Origin of the sequence: Arthrobacter sp. 2MCAF15 (assembly GCF_052115605.1) — a bacterium.
GTDB lineage: Bacteria > Actinomycetota > Actinomycetes > Actinomycetales > Micrococcaceae > Arthrobacter.
In genome coordinates, this window is record NZ_JBFRGZ010000004.1 from 46,179 (window position 1) to 68,714 (window position 22,536).

At 66.6% G+C, this 22,536-nt stretch carries 25 protein-coding genes; 11 read left to right on the top strand and 14 right to left on the bottom strand.

What is annotated here, in order from left to right; translation table 11 throughout:
- Positions 1-18: 18 nt before the first annotated feature.
- Positions 19-876 (bottom strand): aldo/keto reductase, encoded by an 858-nt coding sequence (locus AB4089_RS06165; protein ID WP_441408417.1) that lies wholly within the window; start codon positions 874-876, stop codon positions 19-21.
- 24 nt (positions 877-900) lie between these two features.
- Complete coding sequence (locus tag AB4089_RS06170; RefSeq protein WP_441408418.1) at positions 901-1,311, bottom strand: (R)-mandelonitrile lyase; 411 nt, start codon at positions 1,309-1,311, stop codon at positions 901-903.
- A 154-nt stretch (positions 1,312-1,465) separates the two neighbouring features.
- On the opposite strand from AB4089_RS06170, the gene AB4089_RS06175 reads away from it, so the two are divergent.
- Complete coding sequence (locus AB4089_RS06175; RefSeq protein WP_441408419.1) at positions 1,466-2,383, top strand: helix-turn-helix transcriptional regulator; 918 nt, start codon at positions 1,466-1,468, stop codon at positions 2,381-2,383.
- Between the two features lie 39 nt (positions 2,384-2,422).
- Here the strand turns inward: AB4089_RS06175 and AB4089_RS06180 are convergent, their stop codons facing one another.
- The 3 genes from AB4089_RS06180 to AB4089_RS06190 all read right to left on the bottom strand — a co-directional run bounded on the left by AB4089_RS06180 (position 2,423) and on the right by AB4089_RS06190 (position 4,660).
- Positions 2,423-2,890: a group II truncated hemoglobin gene (locus tag AB4089_RS06180; RefSeq protein ID WP_441408420.1), complete on the bottom strand. Its 468-nt coding sequence runs from the start codon at positions 2,888-2,890 to the stop codon at positions 2,423-2,425.
- A gap of 99 nt (positions 2,891-2,989) precedes the next feature.
- On the bottom strand, positions 2,990-3,601 hold the full coding sequence (locus tag AB4089_RS06185) for a glyoxalase (protein WP_441408421.1): 612 nt from the start codon (positions 3,599-3,601) through the stop codon (positions 2,990-2,992).
- Between the two features lie 372 nt (positions 3,602-3,973).
- Positions 3,974-4,660: a DUF2848 domain-containing protein gene (locus AB4089_RS06190; protein WP_441408422.1), complete on the bottom strand. Its 687-nt coding sequence runs from the start codon at positions 4,658-4,660 to the stop codon at positions 3,974-3,976.
- A 146-nt stretch (positions 4,661-4,806) separates the two neighbouring features.
- Here AB4089_RS06190 and AB4089_RS06195 point away from each other — a divergent pair, with 146 nt between their 5' ends.
- Positions 4,807-6,213 carry an MFS transporter gene (locus AB4089_RS06195; protein ID WP_441408423.1) on the top strand — a complete coding sequence of 469 codons (1,407 nt, stop codon included), beginning with the start codon at positions 4,807-4,809 and terminating at the stop codon, positions 6,211-6,213.
- Here the strand turns inward: AB4089_RS06195 and AB4089_RS06200 are convergent.
- Positions 6,210-6,866: a GntR family transcriptional regulator gene (locus AB4089_RS06200; RefSeq protein ID WP_441408424.1), complete on the bottom strand. Its 657-nt coding sequence runs from the start codon at positions 6,864-6,866 to the stop codon at positions 6,210-6,212. The genes AB4089_RS06195 and AB4089_RS06200 overlap by 4 nt on opposite strands.
- Before the next feature lie 32 nt (positions 6,867-6,898).
- Between AB4089_RS06200 and AB4089_RS06205 the strand changes: the two genes are divergently transcribed.
- Together AB4089_RS06205 and AB4089_RS06210 are read left to right on the top strand one after the other, a co-directional pair.
- Positions 6,899-7,693: a carbon-nitrogen hydrolase family protein gene (locus tag AB4089_RS06205; protein ID WP_441408425.1), complete on the top strand. Its 795-nt coding sequence runs from the start codon at positions 6,899-6,901 to the stop codon at positions 7,691-7,693.
- Positions 7,694-7,735: 42 nt separating this feature from the next.
- Complete coding sequence (locus AB4089_RS06210; protein WP_441408426.1) at positions 7,736-8,089, top strand: cupin domain-containing protein; 354 nt, start codon at positions 7,736-7,738, stop codon at positions 8,087-8,089.
- 31 nt (positions 8,090-8,120) lie between these two features.
- Here the strand turns inward: AB4089_RS06210 and ligD are convergent, their stop codons facing one another.
- Together ligD and AB4089_RS06220 are read right to left on the bottom strand one after the other, a co-directional pair.
- A complete protein-coding gene (gene ligD, locus AB4089_RS06215; protein ID WP_441408427.1) occupies positions 8,121-9,365 on the bottom strand; it encodes a non-homologous end-joining DNA ligase in 1,245 nt (414 codons plus the stop codon).
- A gap of 68 nt (positions 9,366-9,433) precedes the next feature.
- Positions 9,434-9,757 carry a hypothetical protein gene (locus AB4089_RS06220; RefSeq protein WP_441408428.1) on the bottom strand — a complete coding sequence of 108 codons (324 nt, stop codon included), beginning with the start codon at positions 9,755-9,757 and terminating at the stop codon, positions 9,434-9,436.
- An 89-nt stretch (positions 9,758-9,846) separates the two neighbouring features.
- Between AB4089_RS06220 and AB4089_RS06225 the strand changes: the two genes are divergently transcribed.
- A complete protein-coding gene (locus AB4089_RS06225; protein ID WP_441408429.1) occupies positions 9,847-11,340 on the top strand; it encodes a protein adenylyltransferase SelO in 1,494 nt (497 codons plus the stop codon).
- A 52-nt stretch (positions 11,341-11,392) separates the two neighbouring features.
- On the opposite strand, the gene AB4089_RS06230 is transcribed toward AB4089_RS06225, so the two are convergent.
- Positions 11,393-12,901: an MFS transporter gene (locus AB4089_RS06230; protein ID WP_441408430.1), complete on the bottom strand. Its 1,509-nt coding sequence runs from the start codon at positions 12,899-12,901 to the stop codon at positions 11,393-11,395.
- Positions 12,902-12,958: 57 nt separating this feature from the next.
- On the bottom strand, positions 12,959-13,297 hold the full coding sequence (locus tag AB4089_RS06235) for a hypothetical protein (RefSeq protein ID WP_441408431.1): 339 nt from the start codon (positions 13,295-13,297) through the stop codon (positions 12,959-12,961).
- Between the two features lie 134 nt (positions 13,298-13,431).
- On the opposite strand from AB4089_RS06235, the gene AB4089_RS06240 reads away from it, so the two are divergent.
- The gene (locus AB4089_RS06240) at positions 13,432-14,250 is read left to right on the top strand and encodes a pyruvate, water dikinase regulatory protein (RefSeq protein ID WP_441408432.1); all 819 of its coding nucleotides are present in this window, start codon (positions 13,432-13,434) and stop codon (positions 14,248-14,250) included.
- Between the two features lie 152 nt (positions 14,251-14,402).
- Entirely contained in the window at positions 14,403-16,832 is a 2,430-nt protein-coding gene (gene ppsA, locus AB4089_RS06245; RefSeq protein WP_441408433.1) for a phosphoenolpyruvate synthase, read from the top strand.
- 184 nt (positions 16,833-17,016) lie between these two features.
- On the opposite strand, the gene AB4089_RS06250 is transcribed toward ppsA, so the two are convergent.
- Positions 17,017-17,160 carry a hypothetical protein gene (locus AB4089_RS06250; RefSeq protein ID WP_441408434.1) on the bottom strand — a complete coding sequence of 48 codons (144 nt, stop codon included), beginning with the start codon at positions 17,158-17,160 and terminating at the stop codon, positions 17,017-17,019.
- Here AB4089_RS06250 and AB4089_RS06255 point away from each other — a divergent pair.
- From AB4089_RS06255 to AB4089_RS06265, 3 genes are all read left to right on the top strand, one after another.
- Positions 17,159-17,353, top strand: coding sequence for a hypothetical protein (locus AB4089_RS06255; protein WP_441408693.1), 195 nt, complete (start codon positions 17,159-17,161; stop codon positions 17,351-17,353). The genes AB4089_RS06250 and AB4089_RS06255 overlap by 2 nt on opposite strands.
- The gene (locus tag AB4089_RS06260) at positions 17,305-17,565 is read left to right on the top strand and encodes an SDR family NAD(P)-dependent oxidoreductase (RefSeq protein ID WP_441408679.1); all 261 of its coding nucleotides are present in this window, start codon (positions 17,305-17,307) and stop codon (positions 17,563-17,565) included. Before AB4089_RS06255 ends, AB4089_RS06260 begins: the two co-directional genes overlap by 49 nt.
- A gap of 109 nt (positions 17,566-17,674) precedes the next feature.
- Positions 17,675-17,977 (top strand): DUF4193 domain-containing protein, encoded by a 303-nt coding sequence (locus tag AB4089_RS06265; RefSeq protein ID WP_441408435.1) that lies wholly within the window; start codon positions 17,675-17,677, stop codon positions 17,975-17,977.
- A gap of 47 nt (positions 17,978-18,024) precedes the next feature.
- Here AB4089_RS06265 and AB4089_RS06270 read toward each other — a convergent pair whose 3' ends face one another.
- Complete coding sequence (locus tag AB4089_RS06270; protein ID WP_441408436.1) at positions 18,025-19,551, bottom strand: FAD-dependent oxidoreductase; 1,527 nt, start codon at positions 19,549-19,551, stop codon at positions 18,025-18,027.
- A 162-nt stretch (positions 19,552-19,713) separates the two neighbouring features.
- A complete protein-coding gene (locus AB4089_RS06275; RefSeq protein ID WP_441408437.1) occupies positions 19,714-20,595 on the bottom strand; it encodes a LysR family transcriptional regulator in 882 nt (293 codons plus the stop codon).
- 75 nt (positions 20,596-20,670) lie between these two features.
- On the opposite strand from AB4089_RS06275, the gene AB4089_RS06280 reads away from it, so the two are divergent.
- Complete coding sequence (locus AB4089_RS06280; protein WP_441408438.1) at positions 20,671-21,600, top strand: EamA family transporter; 930 nt, start codon at positions 20,671-20,673, stop codon at positions 21,598-21,600.
- Positions 21,601-21,654: 54 nt separating this feature from the next.
- Here the strand turns inward: AB4089_RS06280 and AB4089_RS06285 are convergent, their stop codons facing one another.
- Positions 21,655-22,428 carry an MBL fold metallo-hydrolase gene (locus AB4089_RS06285; protein ID WP_441408439.1) on the bottom strand — a complete coding sequence of 258 codons (774 nt, stop codon included), beginning with the start codon at positions 22,426-22,428 and terminating at the stop codon, positions 21,655-21,657.
- Positions 22,429-22,536 lie beyond the last annotated feature (108 nt).

The window sequence follows — 22,536 nt, forward strand, 5'->3', positions numbered from 1 at the left end:
GTTGGGCCGGTAGCCATCTCAGGCGATTCGGCGTCCGCCCAGCCAGCTGACCATGGCGGGGTCGCGGTGGTCGAAGAACAGACTGGCACCGGTGTCCAGGGTGGCGATCTGGCTCATCTGCTCGTCCGTGAGGGTGAAGCCGAAGACGTCGAGGTTCTCGGCCATGCGCTCGGGGCGCACCGACTTGGGGATGACCACGACCTCGCGCTGGATGAGCCAGCGGAGCACCACCTGGGCGACTGATTTGCCGTGGGCTTCGGCGATGGCGCTGAGGACCGGATTGGTGAAGAGGTGGTTCTTTCCCTCGGCGAAGGGTCCCCAGGACTCGATCTGGACGCCGCGTTCGCGCATCAGGGCCTGGTCGTTGGCGCGCTGGTGGAAGGGGTGGGTCTCGATCTGGTTGACGGCCGGGACGATCTCGTTGTGGTCAATGAGGTCCACGAGACGGTCGGGGTGGAAGTTGGACACACCGATCGCGCGGGCGAGGCCTTCCTTGTGGAGGTCCTGCATGGCCCGCCACTCGCTGTAGTAGTCCCCGAGGGGTTGGTGGATCAGGTAGAGGTCGAGGTGGTCCAGTCCGAGCCGGTTGAGGGAGTTTTCGAAGGCGCGCCTGGTGTCCTCTTGGACGTTGCCGGTGGGGGCGTGCTGGATCCAGAGCTTGGTGGTGATGAAGAGCTCGTCGCGGGCGATACCGCTGGCCTTGATCGCGGCGCCGACGGCAGCCTCGTTGAGGTAGGAGGCGGCCGTGTCCAGGTGCCGGTAGCCGGCCGCGAGGGCTGCTTCGACGGCGGCCTGGGTTTCGACGTCGGGGATCTGGAAGACGCCGAAGCCGAGGATCGGCATCTTGACGCCGTTGTTGAGGGTCACGCTGTTCATGAAATTCCTTTGATTCGTCAGTGGTTATCGGCGGGTTTGGGGGTGGGCGGCTTCGTAGGCCTGGTCCGTGACGGGTTCCAGCCAGGTGGCGCTCGCCCCGTCGAGGTGTTCGGCCAGGGCCAGGTGGCACATCATGGAGTCCCGGGTGGCGCCGTGCCAGTGTTCCTCGCCGGGCGGGGTGTGGACCGTGTCCCCGGGCCGCATGACGATCACAGTGCCGTCGCGGGTGCCGACGATCCCGGTCCCGTCGGTGCAGTGCAGGGTCTGGCCCAGGGGGTGGGAGTGCCAGTTGGTGCGGGCGCCCGGGGTGAATCGGACCATCGCGGCCATGAACCTGGAGGGAGCCTGACCCTGGCAAAGCGTGTTGAGGTAGACGTCTCCGGCGAACCTGTCGCTGGGGCCCTTGATCGTTGGGGTGGTGGGTATGAGTTGCATTGCGTCCTTCCTTTGCCCGGATGTCAGCCGGTGCTGAGTGCCGTGCTGCCCTGCATTCAAGACAACCAGCCATTTCCGGCGCGCGGCAGTGCCTGTCGTGCGGTGTACTGCCAGTTCCTGTTAGGACGGGCCGGTCCGCCGTAGCGTAGAGGCCATGGAGAACAGTCAAGACGTCCGCGAGTTCCTCATGAGCCGGCGGTCGCGCATCACTCCGGCCCAGGCCGGGCTGCCGGACTACGGCGGCACGAGGAGGGTGGCGGGGCTCAAGCGCGAGGAAGTGGCCATGCTGACCGGCGTCAGCACCGAATACTATGCCCGGCTCGAACGGGGCAACCTGCGGGGAGTCTCCGAGAGTGTCCTCGAATCCCTCGCCGGCGCACTCCGGCTCGATGAGGCGGAACGGGCCCACCTGCTTGACCTGGCGAAGGCCGCGGCGCCCTCGCGGGAATCAGGTACGCGCCGGGTGCGGGCAGAACTGCGCCCCAGTGTTCAACGCATCCTGGCCGGCATGACGGGCACGCCCGCCTACGTCCGTAACTCGCGCGGAGACATTGTCGCCGCCAACAGCCTCTGCTTCGCCCTCTACGCGGGGATCCTCAGCCCGGAGAACCTGCCGCTGAATCTCGCCCGCTTCATGTTCCTTGACCCCCGCTCGAAAGACTTCTTTCTCGAATGGGAGACGCTCGCAGATGACCTTGCAGCCGCCCTCCGCACGGAAGCAGGCCGCAATCCGCGCGACAGGGCCCTGAACAGCCTCATTGGTGACCTCGCCACCGGAAGCACGGAATTCTCGACACGCTGGGCACGGCACAACGTCCGCTTCCACCGCTCGGCCCGCAAGACACTGCATAACCCGCTGATCGGCGACATCGAACTCACCGGCGACGCACTCGAACTCCCCGGGGAGGGCCTGACCCTCATCGCCTACACCGCAGAACCCGGCTCCCACGCCCAGGAACAGCTCGACTTCCTCGTCAACTGGAGCGCAGCGGAAAGGGTCCCAACCCGTCCGACGGCGGGAAAATCGCGCACCGCAATGATCAGCCCGCCCGACGTCGACCTGCGGGACTGACCATATGCGCCGACACGTCCGCAGCGGGCGCCTGTGCGATCAGGAGCTTGGACCCGTCCTGCTGACGGGCCCGTCCCAAGACCACTGCCGGATGGCAAGGCCGAACGGAACGTCATCTGCGGAGCGCTGGTACCGGGACATCGTGGTGGTGGTCGCCCAAGCGAAGTAGTCGTGGAGCGCCTTGTGGAGCGGGTCGGCGTCGGTGAGTCCGACGTCTGTCAGCGCTTGATCGAAGCAGGCGATCGCCCTGCGGTCCATGTCCTCGTGCGGGCCGTTGCCACTGTGCATCCGCACCACTGATGTCTCATCGCCATAGGAGTCCGAATACGTCGTCGGGCCACCCAACGCCTCCGCCCAATACGCGGCCAACCGCCGCGTGTGCTCGGGATGGAACCCATGGCTGAAAGCGTGCCCAACCACCTCGTCCGCCAGCACCCTGACATGCCACGCGCCGGCCAGCGACAGGAAAAAGCCGTCGCCGCCGGCAGCCTCGAACACGGTCTGCATGCTGTAACGATCGCACGCAGCGCCCGTGTACGGAAGGACGCCGCCAAAGGCGGCAGCGAATCGGCAGGCGGGGTAACGACGTCGACGCCGTCACCTGGCTCAGTCTGTAGCGCCCTCCCAGGCGAACCCGTCCGGGTCCGTGAACGGGCCGGCGTCGCTGCCGATCGCGAGTCGGTGCGACCCCGTGCCCTCGGGAGAGACGCCGGCGTCCTTGGCGAGCGCCCGGCGCCCGTAGAGCCCCAGCTTTATGGGACTCGACGGCATGGCGAACTCGACGTACTTGCCGAAGCTCTTCCCGACGGCGAGGCCTTGGTCAATGTAAAACCGTTTGCTCGCAGCAACGTCGGCGGTTCCCATCAGGAGCACGATCTGGTCGACCTTCCGGGTGGCCGGGCCAGTGTCCTTCTTCGCCGACGTCGCGACCTTCCAGATCGCGCCGTCCGGAGCCTGCACGACGCCGCCGTAGCCCCACAGCGATTTCTGGGCCGGCTTCAGCGTCGTGGCGCCAGCCGCGACGGCGGTCTCGACCAGGCTGCTGACGGTGGACGGCTGCGACACGACGAGCGACAGTGTGAACGAACGGAACCCGCTGGTCGGGGCGTCGGTGGCTCGCACGCGCACGTGCGTTCCCAGTCCGAAGGCGGCGGTGTAGAAGGCGGTGGCGGCCGCGGGGTCATCTACTTCGAGGGTGACTGATTCGATGGAGGTCATGGCAGGTCCTTCAGTGAGGCGGACTGGTGATGCTCTTGACACTATGCCGCGGGCCGGCTGATTGCTTCTTAGATCCTGATCGATCCGAATGTGGGATCCGTCCACGGAGAAGGCCGCGCATCTGCGCATCTTCCACAGGAATCACTGCGGGTCTTCGCCCGGACCTGCGGGTCGGCGGCCCGGGGCAAAGGACAGGACCCCCACCTGCACTTCTCCGTGCTCAGGTGGGGGTCCTGCTTTGATATCGTCGCCGAGGCAACAATGGCCCGCCCCCGATAGTGGTTGCCCCGGGCCACTTATATGGGACTACGATAGGCAAGTTTGGTACGGTCCGCAATGATCTGCGGCGAATGCCCCTCCGCGGAACGGCGGTCAGCCGATGGGTTCCGCCATTTGTTCCACGATGTAGGCCGCTTCGATCGAGTAGTCGGTGACCGGATCGGTCATCTCCACCTTCCAGCTGCGGGCAAACTGGTCCACACCATGGGTCATGGCCACCGTGCCAGAAATCAGGACAGTGCCTGGCTGGTCCAGGCCGCGCTCCGAAAGGACGTCCAGCCAGTAGTCCGGGGTCAGCAAGGCCCCCAGGGTGCTGTCCTGGATCAGAGTGTCAGCCTCATCTCCCTCGCCGACCCACCCCTTCAGCGTGATCCGGTCCAGGTGGCCGCGCACGTCATCAAGCCGCCAGGCTTTGCGGCCCAGCACGTCAGGGCTGGCGTTCTTGCTCCAGGCCACCCCGTGGACCTCGAGATCGCGGTCCGTGTGGTCGCAGGCGACCGTCAGCAGTACATCGTCCTCGGTGATCACCAGCGCCCACTCGGCTTCCCCCGATGTCCGGCCGTGCTGCACCCGGACTTCGGTGGCCTGCTGCGCAAGGTAGGGCGACACGGGATACAGCGCCGGGGTGGTGGTGGGACCGGGGACGCCGAGCAGGGCAAGTTCTTCGATGTGGGCCTGCACCTCATCCTGCTCGCGGCCTGCGTAGCCGGCATTGAGCAGGTGGGCGACCTCCACGTTTCGGGTGCTGCCGTCGGGGAGTTCGAAGCTGAGCGTAGCCATGTCAGTACTTCCTTCGTGTGTTGGGACGGTGAGAAATTTACAAACCGGAAACCGTAAACAGTCGCCAATGTACATCTAGTATGCGTAATGTATACATTTAATGCCAGCGTGACAGGCATCACTTCGAAATCTCGTGGAGGACAATTATGGCCAATGCTCCCGTACAGGCATCCGGCGCGGCAGCGCGCCCGGAGGCGCCCATCCGACCCCAGGGCCTATACAAGGCCTTTGCCGCCAGCCTCACCGGCACGGCGCTCGAGTGGTACGACTTCGCGGTCTACTCAGCCGCGGCCGCCGTCGTGTTCCCGATCGTCTTTTTCCCGTCGTCAGATCCGCTGACCGGGACGATCCTGGCGTTCTCCACCTACGCCGTGGGCTACATTTCCCGCCCCGTGGGCGGAATCGTCTTCGGCCGTCTCGGAGACCGCATCGGGCGCAAGAAAGTCCTTGTCGCGACCCTGATGATCATCGGCGTCGCAACCGTCCTGATTGGCGTGCTGCCGGGCTACGCCACCATCGGCATTGCGGCCCCTATCATTCTGGTGCTGCTCCGCTTCGCACAGGGTGTGGGCGTCGGCGGCGAGTGGGGTGGGGCCGTCCTGCTCTCCAGCGAGTACGGAGATCCGCGGCGCCGCGGTTTCTGGGCTTCGGCCGCCCAGGTGGGTCCGCCCGCCGGTAACCTGCTGGCCAACGGTGCCCTCGCCATCCTGACCCTGGCGCTCACAGAGGAACAGTTCATCAGCTATGGCTGGCGCATCGCCTTCCTGCTGTCGGCGCTGCTCGTTGGATTTGGTCTGTGGATCCGCCTCAAGCTCGAGGACACGCCCATCTTCAAGGCAATCGAAGCGCACGGCCAGCAGCCTGATGCCCCCATCCGCGAGGTCTTCAGCAAGGAACTGCGCCCGCTGATCGCCGCCGTCCTCTGCCGCGTGGGACCGGACGTCCTCTACGCCCTGTTTACCGTCTTCACCCTCACCTACGGCATCCAGGTCCTCGGCTACCAGCGGAACCAGGTGCTCACCGCGGTCCTCATCGGGTCCGCTTTCCAGCTGTTCATGATTCCCCTGGCCGGCGCCGTCTCCGACCGGATCAACCGCCGCCTGGTCTATGGCATCGCCGCGGTGGTGGGAGCGGCCTGGACGTTCGTCTTCTTCGGTATCCTGGGCGGCAAGAATGAGCCGATGCTGATCATCGGCATTGTGTTTGGCCTGATGGCGCACTCGTTCATGTACGGCCCGCAGGCGGCCTTCATTGTGGAGCAGTTCTCGCCCCGGCTGCGCTCCACCGGCAGCTCGCTGGCCTATACGTTCGCCGGTGTGATCGGCGGCGCCATCGCCCCGCTGATGTTCACCCTGCTGCTCTCGCAGTTCGGCACCTGGGTGCCGGTGGCGATCTACGTGGCCGTCGCCGCCGTCGTGACGCTGATCGGGCTGTCCCTGGGACGGAACTCCAACACCACCGAAGATGACGACTACAAGTTGCTCCTCGAGGGTTCCTCCACCGAACGCCCGGCGGTCGGCGTCGATGGAACCACCGTCGGTGCCAACAGCTAGCTGCGGAGCAGGATGTCCCGTGTGACAGCCAGATGATGTTCAATCGCCTGCTCCGCCCTTGCGGCGTCGCCGGACACCAGGGCATCCAGGATGCCCTGGTGTTCGGCGCAGACGTCGTGCCGGCGGCCGCTGGTACCGAACAGGGCGGAGATTCCCACCAGGATCTGCCGGACGTGGAGCTTGCTGTAGGTCCGGGAGATCAGCGCATTGCCCGCGGCGTCGATGAGCTGCTGATGGAACAGCGTGTCCAGACGAATGAACTCCCTGACAGACTCGGGTTCGAGGGTGTCCGGCAGGGCCGCCTGAAGGGCCAGGGTCTCCTGCATTTGAGCGGCAGGAACCTTTCCCTCGGCGATGACCAGCCCGGCCGCATGGCGCTCGAGGACGCCGCGGAGTTCCATCAGTTCGGAGACTTCCCGGCCGGTGACCACCGGCACGTAGGCCCCGCGCTGGGGGATCAGCTCCACCAGGCCGTCGGCGACCAGCAACAGCAACGCCTCACGCACGGGCGTGCGGGAGACGCCAATGTCGGCCGCGAGTTCCTGTTCGTTGAGGAACTTTCCCTGCACGTCCGGGTCGGTCAAAACGTTCTCACGCAAATACGCGTAGGCCTTTTCCCGGCCTGAGGAGGCCGGCCCCGAAATTTTCCGCATACATTAGGTATACAACAAACTGGAGTAAAACCATGCGCATAGCACTCGCCCAAATCATCACGGGCGCCGATCCGGCAGCCAACCTGGAGCAGATCCGAGACTACGCCACCCGCGCCCAGGCCGCGGGCGCCGAGCTCGCAGTTTTCCCGGAAGCTGCAATGCGCGCGTTCGGGAATCCCCTTGCCGAGGTTGCCGAGCCTCTCGATGGCCCGTGGGCCACCGCCGTCCGCGGAATCGCCGCGGAGCTGGGGCTCACGATAGTGGCCGGCATGTTCACCCCGGGGCGGGACGGTCGGGTGCGAAACACCCTGCTGGTTACCGGCCCGGGCACCAACACCTCCTACGACAAGATCCACCTCTTTGACGCCTTCGGCTTCGCGGAGTCGGATTCGGTCGACGCTGGCACGTCGCCCGTGACGTTTGAGGTCAACGGGACGGTCATCGGCCTGGCCACCTGCTACGACGTGCGCTTCCCAGCACTTTTCAGTGCCAACGCCAGGGCCGGGGCGCAGATCAACATTGTCTGCGCGTCCTGGGGATCCGGTGAAGGGAAGGTGGAGCAGTGGGATCTGCTGGTTCGCGCCCGCGCCGTGGACAGCACCACGTTCGTTGTGGCGTGCGGACAGGGAGATCCCGCCAGCATCGGCCAGGAGCCGGTGAATTCCGCACCCACCGGCATCGGGCACAGCGCGGTGGTGTCGCCGCTCGGCACGCCACTGGTCACCCTCGGCCGCGAACCGCAACTGGCCGTGATCGACGTCGACCCTTCCGAAGTAGCGGCCGTCCGCGCCAAACTGCCGGTGCTGGCCAACGCGCGCGCCCTTTAACAAGCGTCCTGACAGATGAGTCACGACTGAGGGGCGAGAACATTGAGCAAGCAGGAACAGGAATTCCACGAACCGGCCGGTGACTGGCACCCGTCGGGACCCAAGAGCAGCGGCATCTGGGATCAGATGCTGGCGCAGGACCCCGGCAGCGGGGATGCAACCCTTCTGCAGCGCTATCAGGCTGGTGCCGCCACTGCTCCGGAAACCATCACCCATGAGTACTGGGAAGAGGTCATGATCCTTACCGGAGAATTGACCGACCTGGGACTTGGCCAAACCTTCACCGCCGGGATGTATGCGTGCCGTCCGCCCGGGATGAAACACGGACCGTATCGAAGCGAACCGGGCTGCAGCATGCTGGTGGTCATCCGGTACCCACACGACGCCGCTTCGTAGTCCGGAGCACAGCTGCCAGGGGATGGGGGTGTCAGGACCCGGGGCGCCCCGGCCACTGTTTGCCCGCCCACGGGTCGTAGTCAGCGATGAGCTCCTCCTGTGGCGGACGCTCATCTTCGGCCACATGCTGCAGGTTCACCCGCACCCGGTACCAAAGCGAGCTTGAGCCTCGCATTCCATCGACGAGTATGTCGGCGGGATGCAGGGCCGGGATGAGGTCCGCATGCCGGGTCTTCCATTCCTCGAGCGCGGCGAGCGCCTCGGGCTTGGTCTTGGTGCGTGCCACCTCGATGAGCGGCATGACCGACTGCCGGCGGCCCGAGCCGTCGCCGCCGCGCGGCGGCTTTTCGGCGGGGCCGAGCTCGGCAGCCAAGGTGATGAGCCTGTCGAGGGTCCCCACGGCGTCGTCGATGCCGGCGTGGGGGTCGCCCATTGCTGCGAAGCGTTCAAGCACCGTGGGAACCGTGAATTGTTCCGGCCGGGCGGAGGCAACCTCGTCCCAAGTGAGCGGAGTCGAGACGCGGGCGTCGGGCAGGGGCCGGATCGAGTACGCCGATGCCACGGTGCGGTCCTTGGCGTTCTGGTTGAAGTCGACGAACACACTCTCGCCGCGCTCCTCCTTCCACCACCGCGCGGTGGCGAGGCCGGGGGCGCGGTTCTCGATCTCGCGGGCGAGGGTCTCGGCGGCGAGCCGCAGGTCCCGGTAGGACCACCGGGGCGCGATGCGCACCAGGATGTGGAGTCCCCGCGAACCGCTCGTCTTCGGCCAGCCCACCAGTCCCACGTCGTCGAGCACCTCCCGGGCGACATAGGCGACGTCGACGATCTGCGCCCAGTCGACCCCCGGCATCGGGTCGAGGTCGACCCGGAGCTCGTCAGGGTGCTCGAGGTCCTCGGCGCGCACGGGATGCGGGTTGAGGTCCAGACAGCCAAGATTCACCACCCATGCCAGGCCCGCGGCATCCCGGATCACGGCTTCTTCGGCTGATGTCCCCGACGCATAATGCAGGGTCGTCGTGTGGATGAAGTCGGGGTGGTTTTCCGGCACGCGCTTCTGGAAGAACGGCTCAGCGCCGATCCCCTTCGGGAAACGCTTGAGCACCATGGGCCGTCCGCCGGCGCCCCGCAGCGCACCATCGGCGACGGCGAGGTAGTAGCGAACCAGGTCGAGCTTGGTCAGCCCGGGCCCGGGAAACACCACCTTGTCCGGACTCGAGATGCGGACCTCGTTGCCGTCAATGGTGAGGATCTCGGCGGGGGTCTTCGACGAGTTCATTCCGTCACGCTAGCAACGATCGGATGCCCCAGCCAGAGCACCTGCTGATCCTGGAAACCGTCACAGGGCTAGGTGCTGAGGTCCCAGTGGACACGGATGGCCTCTGCGATCGGTCCGGCAGCGATATCCACCCGGAAAGCGACCGGCGCGGTCCCCGTCTCTTCGATGACCACGTCATGGTAAACGCGGCCGCACGCCGGGCACAGGGTGTAGAGATCCTCGTCCTCGGGCCACGCAGCCAGACCCGCGGGCACCGGCGTGTTTCCGCCGATGTGAACGGGGACGCCCTGTGAGTTCGCCTGGATCAATCCCTCGGTGCTCACGGTATTGCCGCACACACACGTGATGGTGGTGACGTCGTGGTCGATGACATCAGCGAATTCGTTGTCCATGATGAGCTCCCCGGCGTTGGAAGAAAGCGTTCAGTCGTAGATTATGCCTGCGGGCCGGCTACTGACAGCCTCGCCCGTATCCTTGAAAGATGAGTGGCATCGCGCATCCGACCGTCACATTTGATGACCGCTTCGCCCGGGAGTTCAAGGAGATGGCCATTCCTTGGCGCGCGGAGGAGGCTCCCGACCCGCGCCTTTTGGTCCTCAACGAGCAGCTCGCCACCGAGCTCGGCCTCGATCCGGCCTTTCTCCGGAGTCCTGAGGGTCTGCGCCTGCTGATCGGCAACGCCATCCCCGCGGAGGCCAGCCCGGTGGCGCAGGCCTACGCCGGCCACCAGTTTGGCTGGTACGCGCCCCGTCTCGGCGACGGGCGCGCCCTCCTGCTCGGCGAGATCGGGCACGCGGACGGGCAGCTCCGCGACGTCCATCTCAAAGGATCGGGACGCACGCCGTTTGCGCGGAACGGCGACGGCCAGGCAGTGGTCGGTCCCATGGTGCGCGAATACATCGTGAGCGAGTCGATGCACGCGCTGAACATCCCCACCACACGGTCCCTCGCCGTCGTCGCCACGGGGCGTCCGGTGCAGCGCGAGACGCTCCTGCCCGGCGCCATTCTTACCCGGGTTGCCAGCAGCCACCTGCGCGTGGGCAGCTTCCAGTACGCCCGGTCCACGGACGACATCGGCCTACTGCGCCGCCTCGCCGGCTACGCGCTGGCCCGGCACTACCAGGCCGGCGCGGAGGCGGAAAACCGATATCTCGCACTCTTCCGGGCGGTCATATCAGCCCAGGCTTCCCTGGTGGCCCAGTGGATGCTCGTTGGGTTCGTTCACGGGGTCATGAACACCGACAACATGACGATCTCGGGCGAAACCCTGGACTACGGGCCGTGCGCCTTCATGGAAGGCTTCGACCCCGCGGCCGTCTTCAGTTCGATCGACGAGACCGGACGCTACGCCTACCGCAATCAGCCGCTGGTGGCGGAGTGGAACCTTGCCCGGCTCGCCGAGGCTCTCCTGCCCCTGCTCCACGATGACCAGGAGCAGGCAGTGGGCCTCGCTGTGGAGGCGCTCAGCGGGTTCCGCCGGCAGTACAGTGAAGCCTGGTCGGCAGGCATGAAGGCAAAGCTGGGGTTCCGTGAAGGGCTCGACGACGACACGGCCTCGCCTCTTGTGGACGAGCTCGTGGCCTTGCTGCAGGAGTCACGGGCGGACTACACATCGTTTTTCCGGCACCTGGGCAAAGCCGCCCGCGGCCAGGATGAACCTGCGCGGGGCCAGATTCTGGGCACCGCCGTTCTGGAAACCGCACATCTGGATACGGCACGGTTCGATGCCTGGGTGACGCGCTGGCGCGCCCTGGGACCGGATGCCGACGCCATGGACCGGGTCAACCCCGTCTACATCCCGCGGAACCACCTGGTGGAGGAGGCCCTGGCAGCCGCAACCGGCGGAAACCTGGGTCCGCTGGAACGGCTGATGGACGCCGTAGCCTCACCCTTCGACGAGCGGCCCGGTCTGGAGCATTACGCCACAGCCGCCCCGGAAAGCTTCGGCCCCTACCGGACCTTCTGCGGAACCTGAGCCGCCAAGGGCAGGTTGCGCCTGGGCACGTAAACGCGTCGCGTGGACTCGTTCACCCGGAGGACTCGGAGTCGGTGTCCGCCGTCACCGGCGCCTCTGCAGCAGTCCGCCCATACGACGCCGAGACCCGGCGGTAGACCGGCGTCAGGAAGGCCAGCAGCGCGGCCACGATCATGATGAGCCCGGCTATCAGGAACACCAGGGCAATGCCCCGGGAAGTACCCTCGCCCAGCAGCGGGGCCAGCTGGGCGGAGCCCTCGGCAGACCGCGCGTACGGGATGATCCAAAACTGTGCGATCGGGGCGATGAGGAACGCGGTGATCGGTGCTGCCGCCGATTCGAACGCCATGGCGAATCCGAACACGCGGCCCTGCCGGGGCAAGGGCACCACCTTCTGGATGATGGTCTGCTCGGCAGCCTCCACGAAAGGCACCAGGACCAGGTACAGCCAGATGCCGGCGATGTACAGCCAGGCCCACTCCCGCAGCGTAAACACCGCACCGAGGACCCCCATCGCGATCACCGCGATGAGCATGGTGCGCAACGGGTTCGACCCGAGACCGAACTTGCCGATCAGAGCGCCGCCTACGATGAACCCTGTGGCGCCCAGCGCGAAGTAGGCTCCCCACAGCTCCACGGGGAACATTTCCAGGCCGTAGGGGTCCATCAACGCCATGTAGACGCCGCCGATGAAGTTGTTGAATGTGGAGAACACGATCAGCGCGAACAATCCGGAAATGGCCAGCACGGCGGCAAGGGAGCCGCGCAGATCGAATCCGCCTTGTGCGTCCGTAGCGGCCGCGCGCACCTCCTCGGGCATGCGCAGGGTGAGCAGGTGCGCGAAGGCCAGGGCCGTGAGAACGAGCGCGACCACGATCGTCCAACCCATGCCGATCAGCCCGACTGACAGCCCGGAGAGCACGGAGGTGATGATGAACATCAGTCCCTGCACCATGCCTACCAGCCCGTTGGCGTTGGCCCGCCGGTCCGGCTCAATGAGGATGGTGACGGTGGTGGAGAGGGCAATGTTGCGCATGTTTTCCACGACTGCACCGACCAGGATGACCAGGGTGAAGACCCAGAACCAGGGCTGTGCCAGGTCCAGCAGCCAGGCGGTGGGTGTCAAGAGGAACATGACCCCGGACAGCAGGAACATCACCAGCGTGAAGCCTGCGGCGAATCGCATCACGGCCAGCTTGCGGTAACGGTCCACGAAGGTGCCGAAGCTGATGCTGGAAAGGGCGATCAACAGCATGTACGCGCCGCCGATCACCCCGGTGGCGATCACATTGCGCGTCTGCAGGTACACCCAGAACGTCAGGGCGAACCACAGGTAGCTGGTGGTGATGTTGGCGAGGGCGGTGTTTACCAGGATCCCGCCGAATGTGCGGTTCCGCTCCGCCGGACTGCGCAAGGACGTGTCGACGGCGTCGGGGTCGTCCAGGCGCAGCGCCCCGCCGGCCTCGGCCGGAATGGACGGGGCGGCCGTGTCCTCGGGGAGGCCCGCACTGCCGTGGGGAGCCGCAGCGGCTCCGGGCTGGCCCGGTTCCTGCTCGGTCATGCGTCCCAGTGTACTGACCGGCGCCGGGACGGTCGACGCCCCGTCGAGAAGCTTTCGCTAGACGCCGTCCGGCCGCTGATCGCCCTTGTGGCTCCGCAGGTTCTCCTGCACCTTGCCGAACAAATCCTTGATGGTCGACTCCGTATTGGTGAGCATGTCCGGCTGGACGTAGACGTGCTGGGCGGGAGGAAGGCTGAAGTGGGAAGGCAGGCCACCCGTTCCGTCCACCCCTGCAAGTGCGATGGTAACGCCGCCCTCCTTGCGCGCAATGGCGCCGATCCGGCCGAAGACCACGGTAAATTCGTCCGGCTGGAAGCTGACGGTCAGCCCGACGTGGGTGCGGTTAAGGTCGCTTGCCGCGACGGCCTTCTCATTACCGGTGCCTTCATAGCTCATGAGCATCTCCTGCGAACGTTGGTGGTGTTGGTGCCGCCGTACGCGAGCAGTCTACGTCTGGGTCCGGAGCCCGGGTAAGGACCCGCCGGCACTCCGATGCCTGGCGGCTGCCGCCTTTGGTGGAGAATGCGTTCATGACCAATGACGCTCTTCGGCCTGTCTATTTCCTTTCGGACAGCACCGGCATCACAGCGGAAACGCTCGGCAACACATTGTTGACGCAGTTCCCCGCGAACCATTTTGACCGCATCACGGTCCCGTTCATCACCACCGCCGAGCAGGCCAAGGCCGTGGTCGGCACCATTGACGGGCTGGTCGCCGCCGGCCCGCGGCCGATCGTCTTTTCCACGGCCGTCAGCAGCGATGTCCGCCAGGTCCTGGCGACGTGTAAGGGAATCGTCGTGGATCTCATCGGCACGCATGTCGGGCAGTTGGAGCAGGCCCTGGGGTCACCGGCCAGCGGCGAACCCGGGAGGGCCCATGGCCTGGGCAATGCGGAGCGGTACCAATCCCGGATGGCCGCCGTCGAGTACGCCATGGAGCACGACGACGGCCAGAGCCTGCGCGCGCTGGAAAAGGCCCAGGTCATCCTGGTGGCACCGTCCCGTTGCGGCAAAACGCCGACCACCATGTATTTGGCCCTGCAACACGGCATCTTCGCCGCGAATTTCCCGCTGGTTGACGAGGACTTTCAGCGGGAGGGCCTGCCCAAGCCGCTGAGGCCTTTCGTTGAGAAATGTTTCGGCCTCTCCTCCAACCCCCTGCGCCTGAGCCAGATCCGCACCGAACGGCGCCGCGGCTCGTCCTATGCGTCGCTGCGGCAGTGCGGCTTCGAGCTGCGCAGCGCCGAGCAGTTGTATGTCTCCCACCGGATTCCGTACCTGAATTCAGCCACGGTTTCCGTGGAGGAAATGGCCGCCACCATCCTGCAGCGCATGAACCTCAAACATTAGGGAAAATTTTCACAATCCCGGTGTGGCGCATGTCATATGGAAAGGTCGCCGGAGACCTGTCACTGTGGACAGGATTCGCGCCCACCGACCGGTTATCGCCGCGAGCGGGGCGGCGCATCTGCATGCCATCATCTGCAAAGGAGCAGCAACTAATGACGACAGACATCCTGTGGTTCTCAGAACTCGGCCTCAAGGACCTGGACCGGGTGGGCGGAAAGAACGCCTCCCTCGGTGAAATGGTGCAGAATTTGACCTCTGCCGGCGTCCAGGTCCCGGACGGCTTCGCCACCACCGCGGATGCCTACCGCAACTTCCTGGCAGATTCCGGGCTGGACCAGAAGATCGCCGACCGTCTGGTGGGCCTGGACACCGACGACGTGACGGCCCTCGCCTCGGCCGGCCAGGAAATCCGGTCCCTGATGCGCGAGACGCCCTTCCTGCCGGACTTTGAGGCGCAGATCCGGAACGCCTACCTGCAGCTGGTGGACAAGCACGGCGGCTCCGAAGACCTCTCCTGGGCCGTCCGTTCCAGCGCCACGGCGGAAGACCTGCCCGACGCCTCCTTCGCGGGGCAGCAGGAAACCTTCCTGAACATCCGCGGCATCGAGAACATCCTGCTCGCCATCAAGGACGTGTTCGCGTCCCTCTACAACGACCGGGCCATCGCTTACCGCGTGCACCACCAGTTCGAACACGCCGAGGTGGCGCTCTCGGCCGGCATCCAGCGGATGGTGCGATCCGACGTCGGCGCCTCCGGCGTCATGTTCACCATGGACACGGAGTCCGGGTTCCAGGACGCCGTATTCGTCACGTCCTCCTACGGCCTGGGCGAGGCCGTGGTCCAGGGTGCCGTCAACCCCGACGAGTTCTACGTCTACAAGCCGGCGCTGCAGGCCGGCCGGCCCGCCATCCTTAAGCGCGGGCTGGGGGAGAAGGCCCTCCAGATGACCTACACGGCCAGCCGGGAAATCGGCCGCACCATCGACTTCGTGCCGGTGGAGGCCTCGTTGCGGAACCGGTTCAGCCTCAGCGACGACGACGTCGAGCAGCTCGCCCGGCACGCCGTCGCCATTGAGAACCACTACGGCCGTCCCATGGACATTGAATGGGGCAAGGACGGGATCGACGGCGGCCTTTACATCCTGCAGGCCCGCCCGGAGACCGTGCAGTCCCGCCGGGCCTCCGGCAGCCTGAGCCGTTTCCGCCTCAACGGGACCGGCCCGGTGCTGGTCGAGGGCCGCGCCATCGGCCAGCGGATCGGCGCCGGCAGCGTGCGCATCCTCACCGCGATCGACCAGATGGCCGCCTTCAAGACCGGCGATGTCCTCGTCGCCGACATGACCGACCCGGACTGGGAACCGATCATGAAGCGGGCCTCCGCCATTGTGACCAACCGCGGCGGACGAACCTGCCACGCGGCCATCATTGCCCGGGAACTGGGGATTCCCGCCGTCGTCGGCACCGGGGACGCCACGGATGTCCTCTCCGACGGCCTCGAGGTGACCGTGTCCTGCGCCGACGGCGAGACCGGGGTGATCTACCAGGGGCTCCTGGACTTCAGCATCGAGGAAACCGAGATCACCCAGCTCCCCGAGGCCCCGGTCAAGGTCATGATGAATGTCGGCACCCCGGAGCAGGCCTTCACCTTCGCGCAGCTGCCCAACCACGGCGTGGGCCTGGCCCGGCTCGAATTCATCATCAACCGCCAGATCGGCATCCACCCCAAAGCGCTGCTGAACCTGGACGAGCAGCCGGCGGACGTCGCGGCGGACATCCGGGAGCGGATCGCCGCGTACGACAGCCCGCGCGAGTACTACATCAAGCGCCTGGCCGAAGGCGTGGCCACCATCGCGGCGGCCTTCGCGCCGGAACCGGTGATTGTGCGCATGTCCGACTTCAAGTCCAACGAATACGCCAACCTGATCGGCGGACCCGCGTACGAGCCGCACGAAGAGAACCCGATGATCGGCTTCCGCGGCGCTTCACGGTACCTGGAGCCGTCCTTCCGGGACTGCTTCGACCTCGAATGCGAGGCCCTGTCCTTCGTCCGCAACGAGATGGGGCTGACCAACGTCAAGCTGATGATCCCGTTCGTGCGCACCCTGGACGAGGCCCGCGGCGTCATTGACCTGCTGGGGGAGAACGGCCTGATCCGGGGCGAGAACGGCCTCGAGGTGATCATGATGTGTGAGATCCCGTCCAACGCCCTGCTCGCCGACGAGTTCCTGGACTACTTCGACGGATTCTCCATCGGCTCCAACGACATGACGCAGCTGGCCCTGGGCCTGGACCGGGACTCCGCGATCGTCTCCGGCGGCTTCGACGAGCGCGACCCCGCGGTCAAGAAGCTCCTGAGCATGGCCATCAAGGCCTGCAAGGCGCGCGGAAAATATGTTGGCATCTGCGGCCAGGGCCCGAGCGACCACGCGGACTTCGCCGAGTGGCTGGTCGACGAAGGCATCGATTCGGTCTCCTTGAACCCTGACACCGTGGTGGATACCTGGCTCCGGCTCGCCGGAGGGACAGGCGGCGCTGCCGTCGAGGCCGGGGTCGGCGCCGCCGCGGGGACCGCAGCGAACTGACAGCCCGGCGACCAGGCAAGGACAGGCAAGACACCCGACGGGCAGCACGGACCATGAATTCCAGTCCGTGCTGCCCGAGCCGGCGGCGCGGCCCAGGGGCAGAGGGCCAGGCCTTCGAGCGCTTCCTTGGCCTGGTCGAGGCCATGCGGTCAACCGACTGTGTCGTGCTGGCGACCGCCAATATTCAGGGCCGAGCGAGGCGCGACGTCGACTCGCGGACCACGAGTTCGGGCTCGACGACGTGGTGCTGAGCGGGTTCTCCGGTGAGGATCTGGTGGTGGAGCATCTTGAAGGTTGCGATGCCCAACGCCCGGAAATCAAGCCGCATGGTGGTCAACGGAGGCGAGCTGGACATCGTCGTCGCCAACGCGGGCGTCCAGCTCGTCGGCCAGGACGCGAAAGTGGGCGAGCTGTCCCTGGAGGTCTGGGACAAAACCGTCGCTACTCCAGCTCCAAGGCCGGCGTTCACGGGCTGGCACGCGTCGTCGCGGCGGACTACGCCAAAGAAGGCATCCGGGTGAACACCGTGGTCCCCGGGTACACGGAAACCCCGCTCGTGCAGACCATCGCCGACGACCCGGCCAGCCGCGCCGGCCTGGTGGACTCCACCATGCTCGGACGGGCAGGAACCGCCGCCGACGTCGAAGGCATCATGGTCTACCTCGCCAGCGACGAATCGGCCTACGCCACAGGCGGCCTCTTCACCGTCGACGGCGGCCTGACCGCACTCTGACGGCACTCTGACCGCACTTTGACGTGGCCGGCGGGCAGCCGGGAACACAAAGCCCCTGATATACGTTGATATGCCGTCAGCAAAGAACACCCGAAAAGAGAAGATCCCGGTGGCAACCGATTACGACGAAGTACGTTCCGACGTCAAGGAATCACAGGACCGTTCCCTGGAGGCGCTGCAGTCCGCCAATGCCCCGGATGCCCGCAGCGTCGTCCGGGAGCTGGACGAATCCGATGCGCTGGATGATGCGATGACTCCCGGCGGGGAGTTCGTTGCCGAGGAACTCATTGTCCAGGTGATTCCCCAGGCCGAGGACGAGTTCACCTGCTACTCCTGTTTCCTGGTCCGGCACCGGTCCCAGCTGGCGCGCGAAAAGGACGGCCACTCGTACTGCATCGAGTGCGAAGGATAGGAGTCCTAACCCGCCACGATCGATGACCAGTCGGCAGAAGCCGGCGGTCACGGCGCCGGCCGGGGCGGCAGATCCCTGGTAGCGGGGCCCTGGATGACGGAGCCGTCGGTGGTGAATCGTGAGCCGTGGCAGGGGCAGTCCCAGGTGGTGTCTGCGGCGTTGAAGGCCACGGTACAACCCAGATGGGTGCAGACGGCGGAGACGGCGCGGATCTGCCCGTCGGCGCCTCTGTAGACGGCTGTGCTTTCGCCGTTGACCTTGATGACTGCCCCCTCGCCGGGCGCCAGGGTCGCCTGGCTGGGACGCCGGCCGAGCTTGCCGGTCAGGACGGCCGCCATGGTCTTGGCGTTTTCCTGCATGAACCGTCCCGTACTGGCTGCCGGGGTGATCCGGTTGCTGTTGAACACCGACGCCCAGTCGTTCTCCTGGCCGCTGAGGATGTCCCTGAGAATGAGGGCGGCTGCGGTTCCGTTGGTCAGGCCCCATTTGCGCAGGCCGGCGATCACGTACACGTGCTTGGCGGTGGGGGACATGCGGCCGACGTAGGGGAGCCCATCCAGCGGGATGCCGTCCTGCGTTGACCAGCGGTAGGCGATCTCGGCGACGCCGAGGCGGTCGTGGGCGAAGGCGGCAAGCCTGCGGTACCGCCCGGCCGTGTCCCCGGCCTCGGACACGCGATGGCCTTCGCCGCCGATGAGCACGTAGCTCGATCCGCCGGCGCTGGCGGTCAGGATGGAGCGCAGGGGCTCCTCGGCGCTGATGAACGTGGCGTCCAGCGGGGCTGTGTCCACCCGTCCGGCGATGAGGTAGGAGCGGTGCGGGTGACACCGCAGATAGAACAGCCCCTGGCCGCCGAACGGCACATTCGTGGCGACAATGACGTCGAGGGCGCGGATGGCGCTTCTTTCGGTGACCACCACGGCCGGCGAACCGTCGCGGACCTTTTGCACAGTCGTCCCCTCGAAGACAAAGCTGCCCCCACCGTTGACCGCCGCCGCGAGGCCCTGCAGGTACTTCACGGCATGAATTTGTCCTTGCCCATCGAACCGGACCGCACCCTTGACGGGGAAAGGCAGCGGCACGTCGGTGGTGAATACGGCGGGGAGGCCGAGCCGGGCGGCGAGGGCCGCTTCCTCACGGACCCGGGCGACGGCGTCGTCGGTTTCGGCGTAGGTGTAGTTGGCGACGCGGCGGAAGCCGCAGTCGATGCCCTCTTCGGCCACAACCGCAGCGACGTGTTCGATCGCGGCCTGGTTGGCCTCCCCATAGGTGCGGGCGGTGTCGGTGCCGTGCCTGCGGGCGAGTTCGGTGTAGGCAAGGCGGTGCAGCGAGGTGACCTTGCCGGTGGTGTGCCCGGTGACGCCCGTTCCGACACGGGCGGTCTCGATGACGGCGACAGTGCGGCCGGCACGTTTGAGCGCCAAGGCGGCAGTCAGGCCGGCGATGCCGGCCCCGATGACCGCCACATCGACCTCGACGTCCCCGCTCGCGGCAGGGTAGCCGGTGGTGGCCGCGGTGGCGATCCAGAGGGAAACGGGTTTACCTTCGGGCCGTTCACTGTTCGACGAGTTCACTGAGTCACCACCGGATCGGGATTCCTGTGGCATGAGTATAGGCCTGCGGCCAGCCGGGCAGTAGACCGGCTCAGCGGGCGCGCTCCGGCCCGGCGCTTCAATCGGCCGACGGCGTTAGGGAAGGGGTTCCGCCGTGCTGTAGACGGTGCCCGGCTGGCACCCTTAATCCGCCGCGAGGTCCCGCGGCACTTCGTCCACCATGAACTCCACGAACTCCGGGACCGCCGCGTGGGGCACCGGCTCCAGCCAGGCCAGGGACACAGTGACGGGCGGGGCATCGACAAGCGGCCGGTACACCACGCCCGGGTGCTGGTGGGTCTCCGCCGTCGAGATGCCGCTCACGCCAATGCCGCGCCCGGAGGATATGGCCAGCAACCAGTCGTCGGTGTTGTCCGTGGTTACGGTCTGTTTCGGGCGTATCCGGGCCGGCCACAACTCCAGCCTGGTGAGGCCGGTGAGGATGTTGACGACGACGACCTCGGGAGAGAGGTCAGCCAGGCGCACGTCGTCCCGGCCGGCCAGCACATGGTCGGCAGGCAGGACGGCGAAGCGCGGTTCCTCGGCCAGCTCGCGTTGCCGCATCCCGGCCGGGCCGCCGCTCACGGGAGGATCCCCGCGGATCAGGGCGACGTCGGCGCGCCCCGAGGAGAGACCGCCGAACCGGTCATCCACGCGGCGCAATTCCACCGGCGTGTCCGGGTGCAGTTCGCGCCAGCGGCGCAGCAGGGGACCGGTCCGGCGGCCGAGCGCGGACCACGGATACCCCAGCAACAGCGGCCGGACAGGTGTCTCCGCGGGGTCCAGGGCGGCGTCGAGGGCGGCGATTGCAGCAGCGGCGCGCGGACGCAGCGCCTCCCCGGCCGCGGTGATGGCCACGTGGTGGGTCGAGCGGTCAAACAGTGTTGTGCCAAGGTGCGTCTCGAGTTGCCGCAACGTCCGGGACAGGGCCGGTTGGCTGACCTGCAACACGGCCGCTGCAGCACTGAACCCGCCTTCCTCGGCGATTGCCAGGAAGGCCCGCAAATGCCGCGCATCAACGCTCATGCGTCTAGGTTATAACGGCAACTCAATTGGCATTTCCGGCCGCCTGCTGACCTTCCTAAGGTTGGAGCCATGCACATGGTGACGAAATCCCGGGCCTCCTCCGCCGCACCCGCCCCCGGCTACTCCCGGGCGGCCGTGCTGGTGATGGCGGCGGTGCTGTGCCAGCAGCTCGGTGCGGCGGTGGCGGTCCTCGTGTTTCCCGCAGCAGGGCCGTTGGGCACCGTGACGCTGCGTCTGGCGTTCTCCGCCATTGTCCTTTTGGCCGTCGCCCGGCCAAGGCTGCACGGGCACGGTGCAGGGGCATGGCGCGCCGCGATCGGTCTCGGAGTGACGATGGCAGCGATGAATTCATTGTTCTACGAGGCCATTGCCCGGCTGCCGCTGGGCACGGCAGTCACCATAGAAGTGCTGGGCCCCCTGGTTCTGTCCGTCGTGGCCAGCCGGCGCGTCAGTGCACTGTTGTGGGCCGGGCTGGCCTTTGCGGGAGTAGCCCTGTTGGGACTGGGACAGGAGGGGCTGGCCGACCTCGACGTCACGGGTGTTTGCTTCGCCCTCGGTGCGGCGGCGTGCTGGGCCTTCTTCATCCTGTGCAACGCCCGCACCGGTGCGGCGTTCCCGCGGCTCGGCGGCCTGGCAATCGGGATGGCCATCGGAGCGGTCATCTCGCTCCCGGGCGCCATACTGACCTCCGGGTCCGCCCTGTTGGAGCCGGCCGTCCTTGGCCTTGGCCTAGGCGTCGCGCTGCTCTCGACCGCCGTCCCGTATTCCTTCGAGCTCATGGCCCTGCGCCGCATCCCGGCCGCAACGTTCTCCGTGCTGACCTGCACGGCGCCGGCCGTGGCGGCGCTGGCCGGATTTATTGTGCTGGGGCAGCACTTCGGCTTGATCGAGGCGGTGGCGGTTGCCCTCGTGGTGATTGCCAGCATGGGAGCCATCCGGACGGCGTCGCCGGTCAAAGCTCGCAAACTCACCGAAACACCTTCACCGCAGCCGTCCCGTACCTGAGCCGAGCAGTTCCCCGAAACAGAGAACGTCCGCTGACCGGCACGGGGATTGACCTCAGGCGGCCGGGCGTCGCAACTGCGCCAAGGCCGTGGCCAGGGGCATGCGCAATGCGGGGCCATGGCCAGGAAGTATCACTGAAGCCTTGATGCCGTCCAGGCGGTGAGTTGCCGCCAACGCCGCGGCCGGGTCTGTGTGGTACATCGGGTGGAGCATCTGCGGTCCGGACCTACGGCTCAGCGGATGGCCGCTCACAAACGAGTCACCGACGGCGATCGCTCCTGCTTTGGGAAGAAGGATCGAGACGTTGCCGGGGGTGTGGCCCGGAAGCAGGATTGCCTCCGGGCTGCCGGGCAGGCTCCGGAGCCACTCGGCGTCCCAGGCCCGGGCCTGTGTTGCCGGCGTCGCCGTCAGGGATCCTGCCTTGATGGCGTGGATCATCCAGCGGAAGACGCGGGGGCGCCACGCCCGGACGATCACCTGACCGAACGTGACTTGGTGCTTTTCCCTGCCCTGGACATGGGCCAGTTCTTCCGGGGCGCACAAGACCGGCGCTGCGTATGTTGCCGAGAAGTAGGCCGCAGAGCCGGTGTGGTCGACATGACCGTGGGTGATGAGCACGGCTCGGGCGTCGGCTGGATCCATGCCCATCTGGCGGATGGACTCAAGGACCAGGGCACGGTCGTCAGGGTAACCGCTGTCAATGAGCATGAAGCCGGTTTCGTCGCGGACCACGATCCAGTTGGAAGCGGGTCCTTCAACGAAAAACACGCCGGGTGCCTGCTCGGAAACGTTGGACAAGGGGTGCCGGTTATTGGCTCGGAGGTGCACCGGCCCATCCTAGCGGCCGGCCCGGTGCCCGCTCACACTCATCAAGAGCGGCGGGCCTGCCGGCCACTGGCGGTTGGGCACCGGGGGGTCCAAGCTTTAACCATTCGG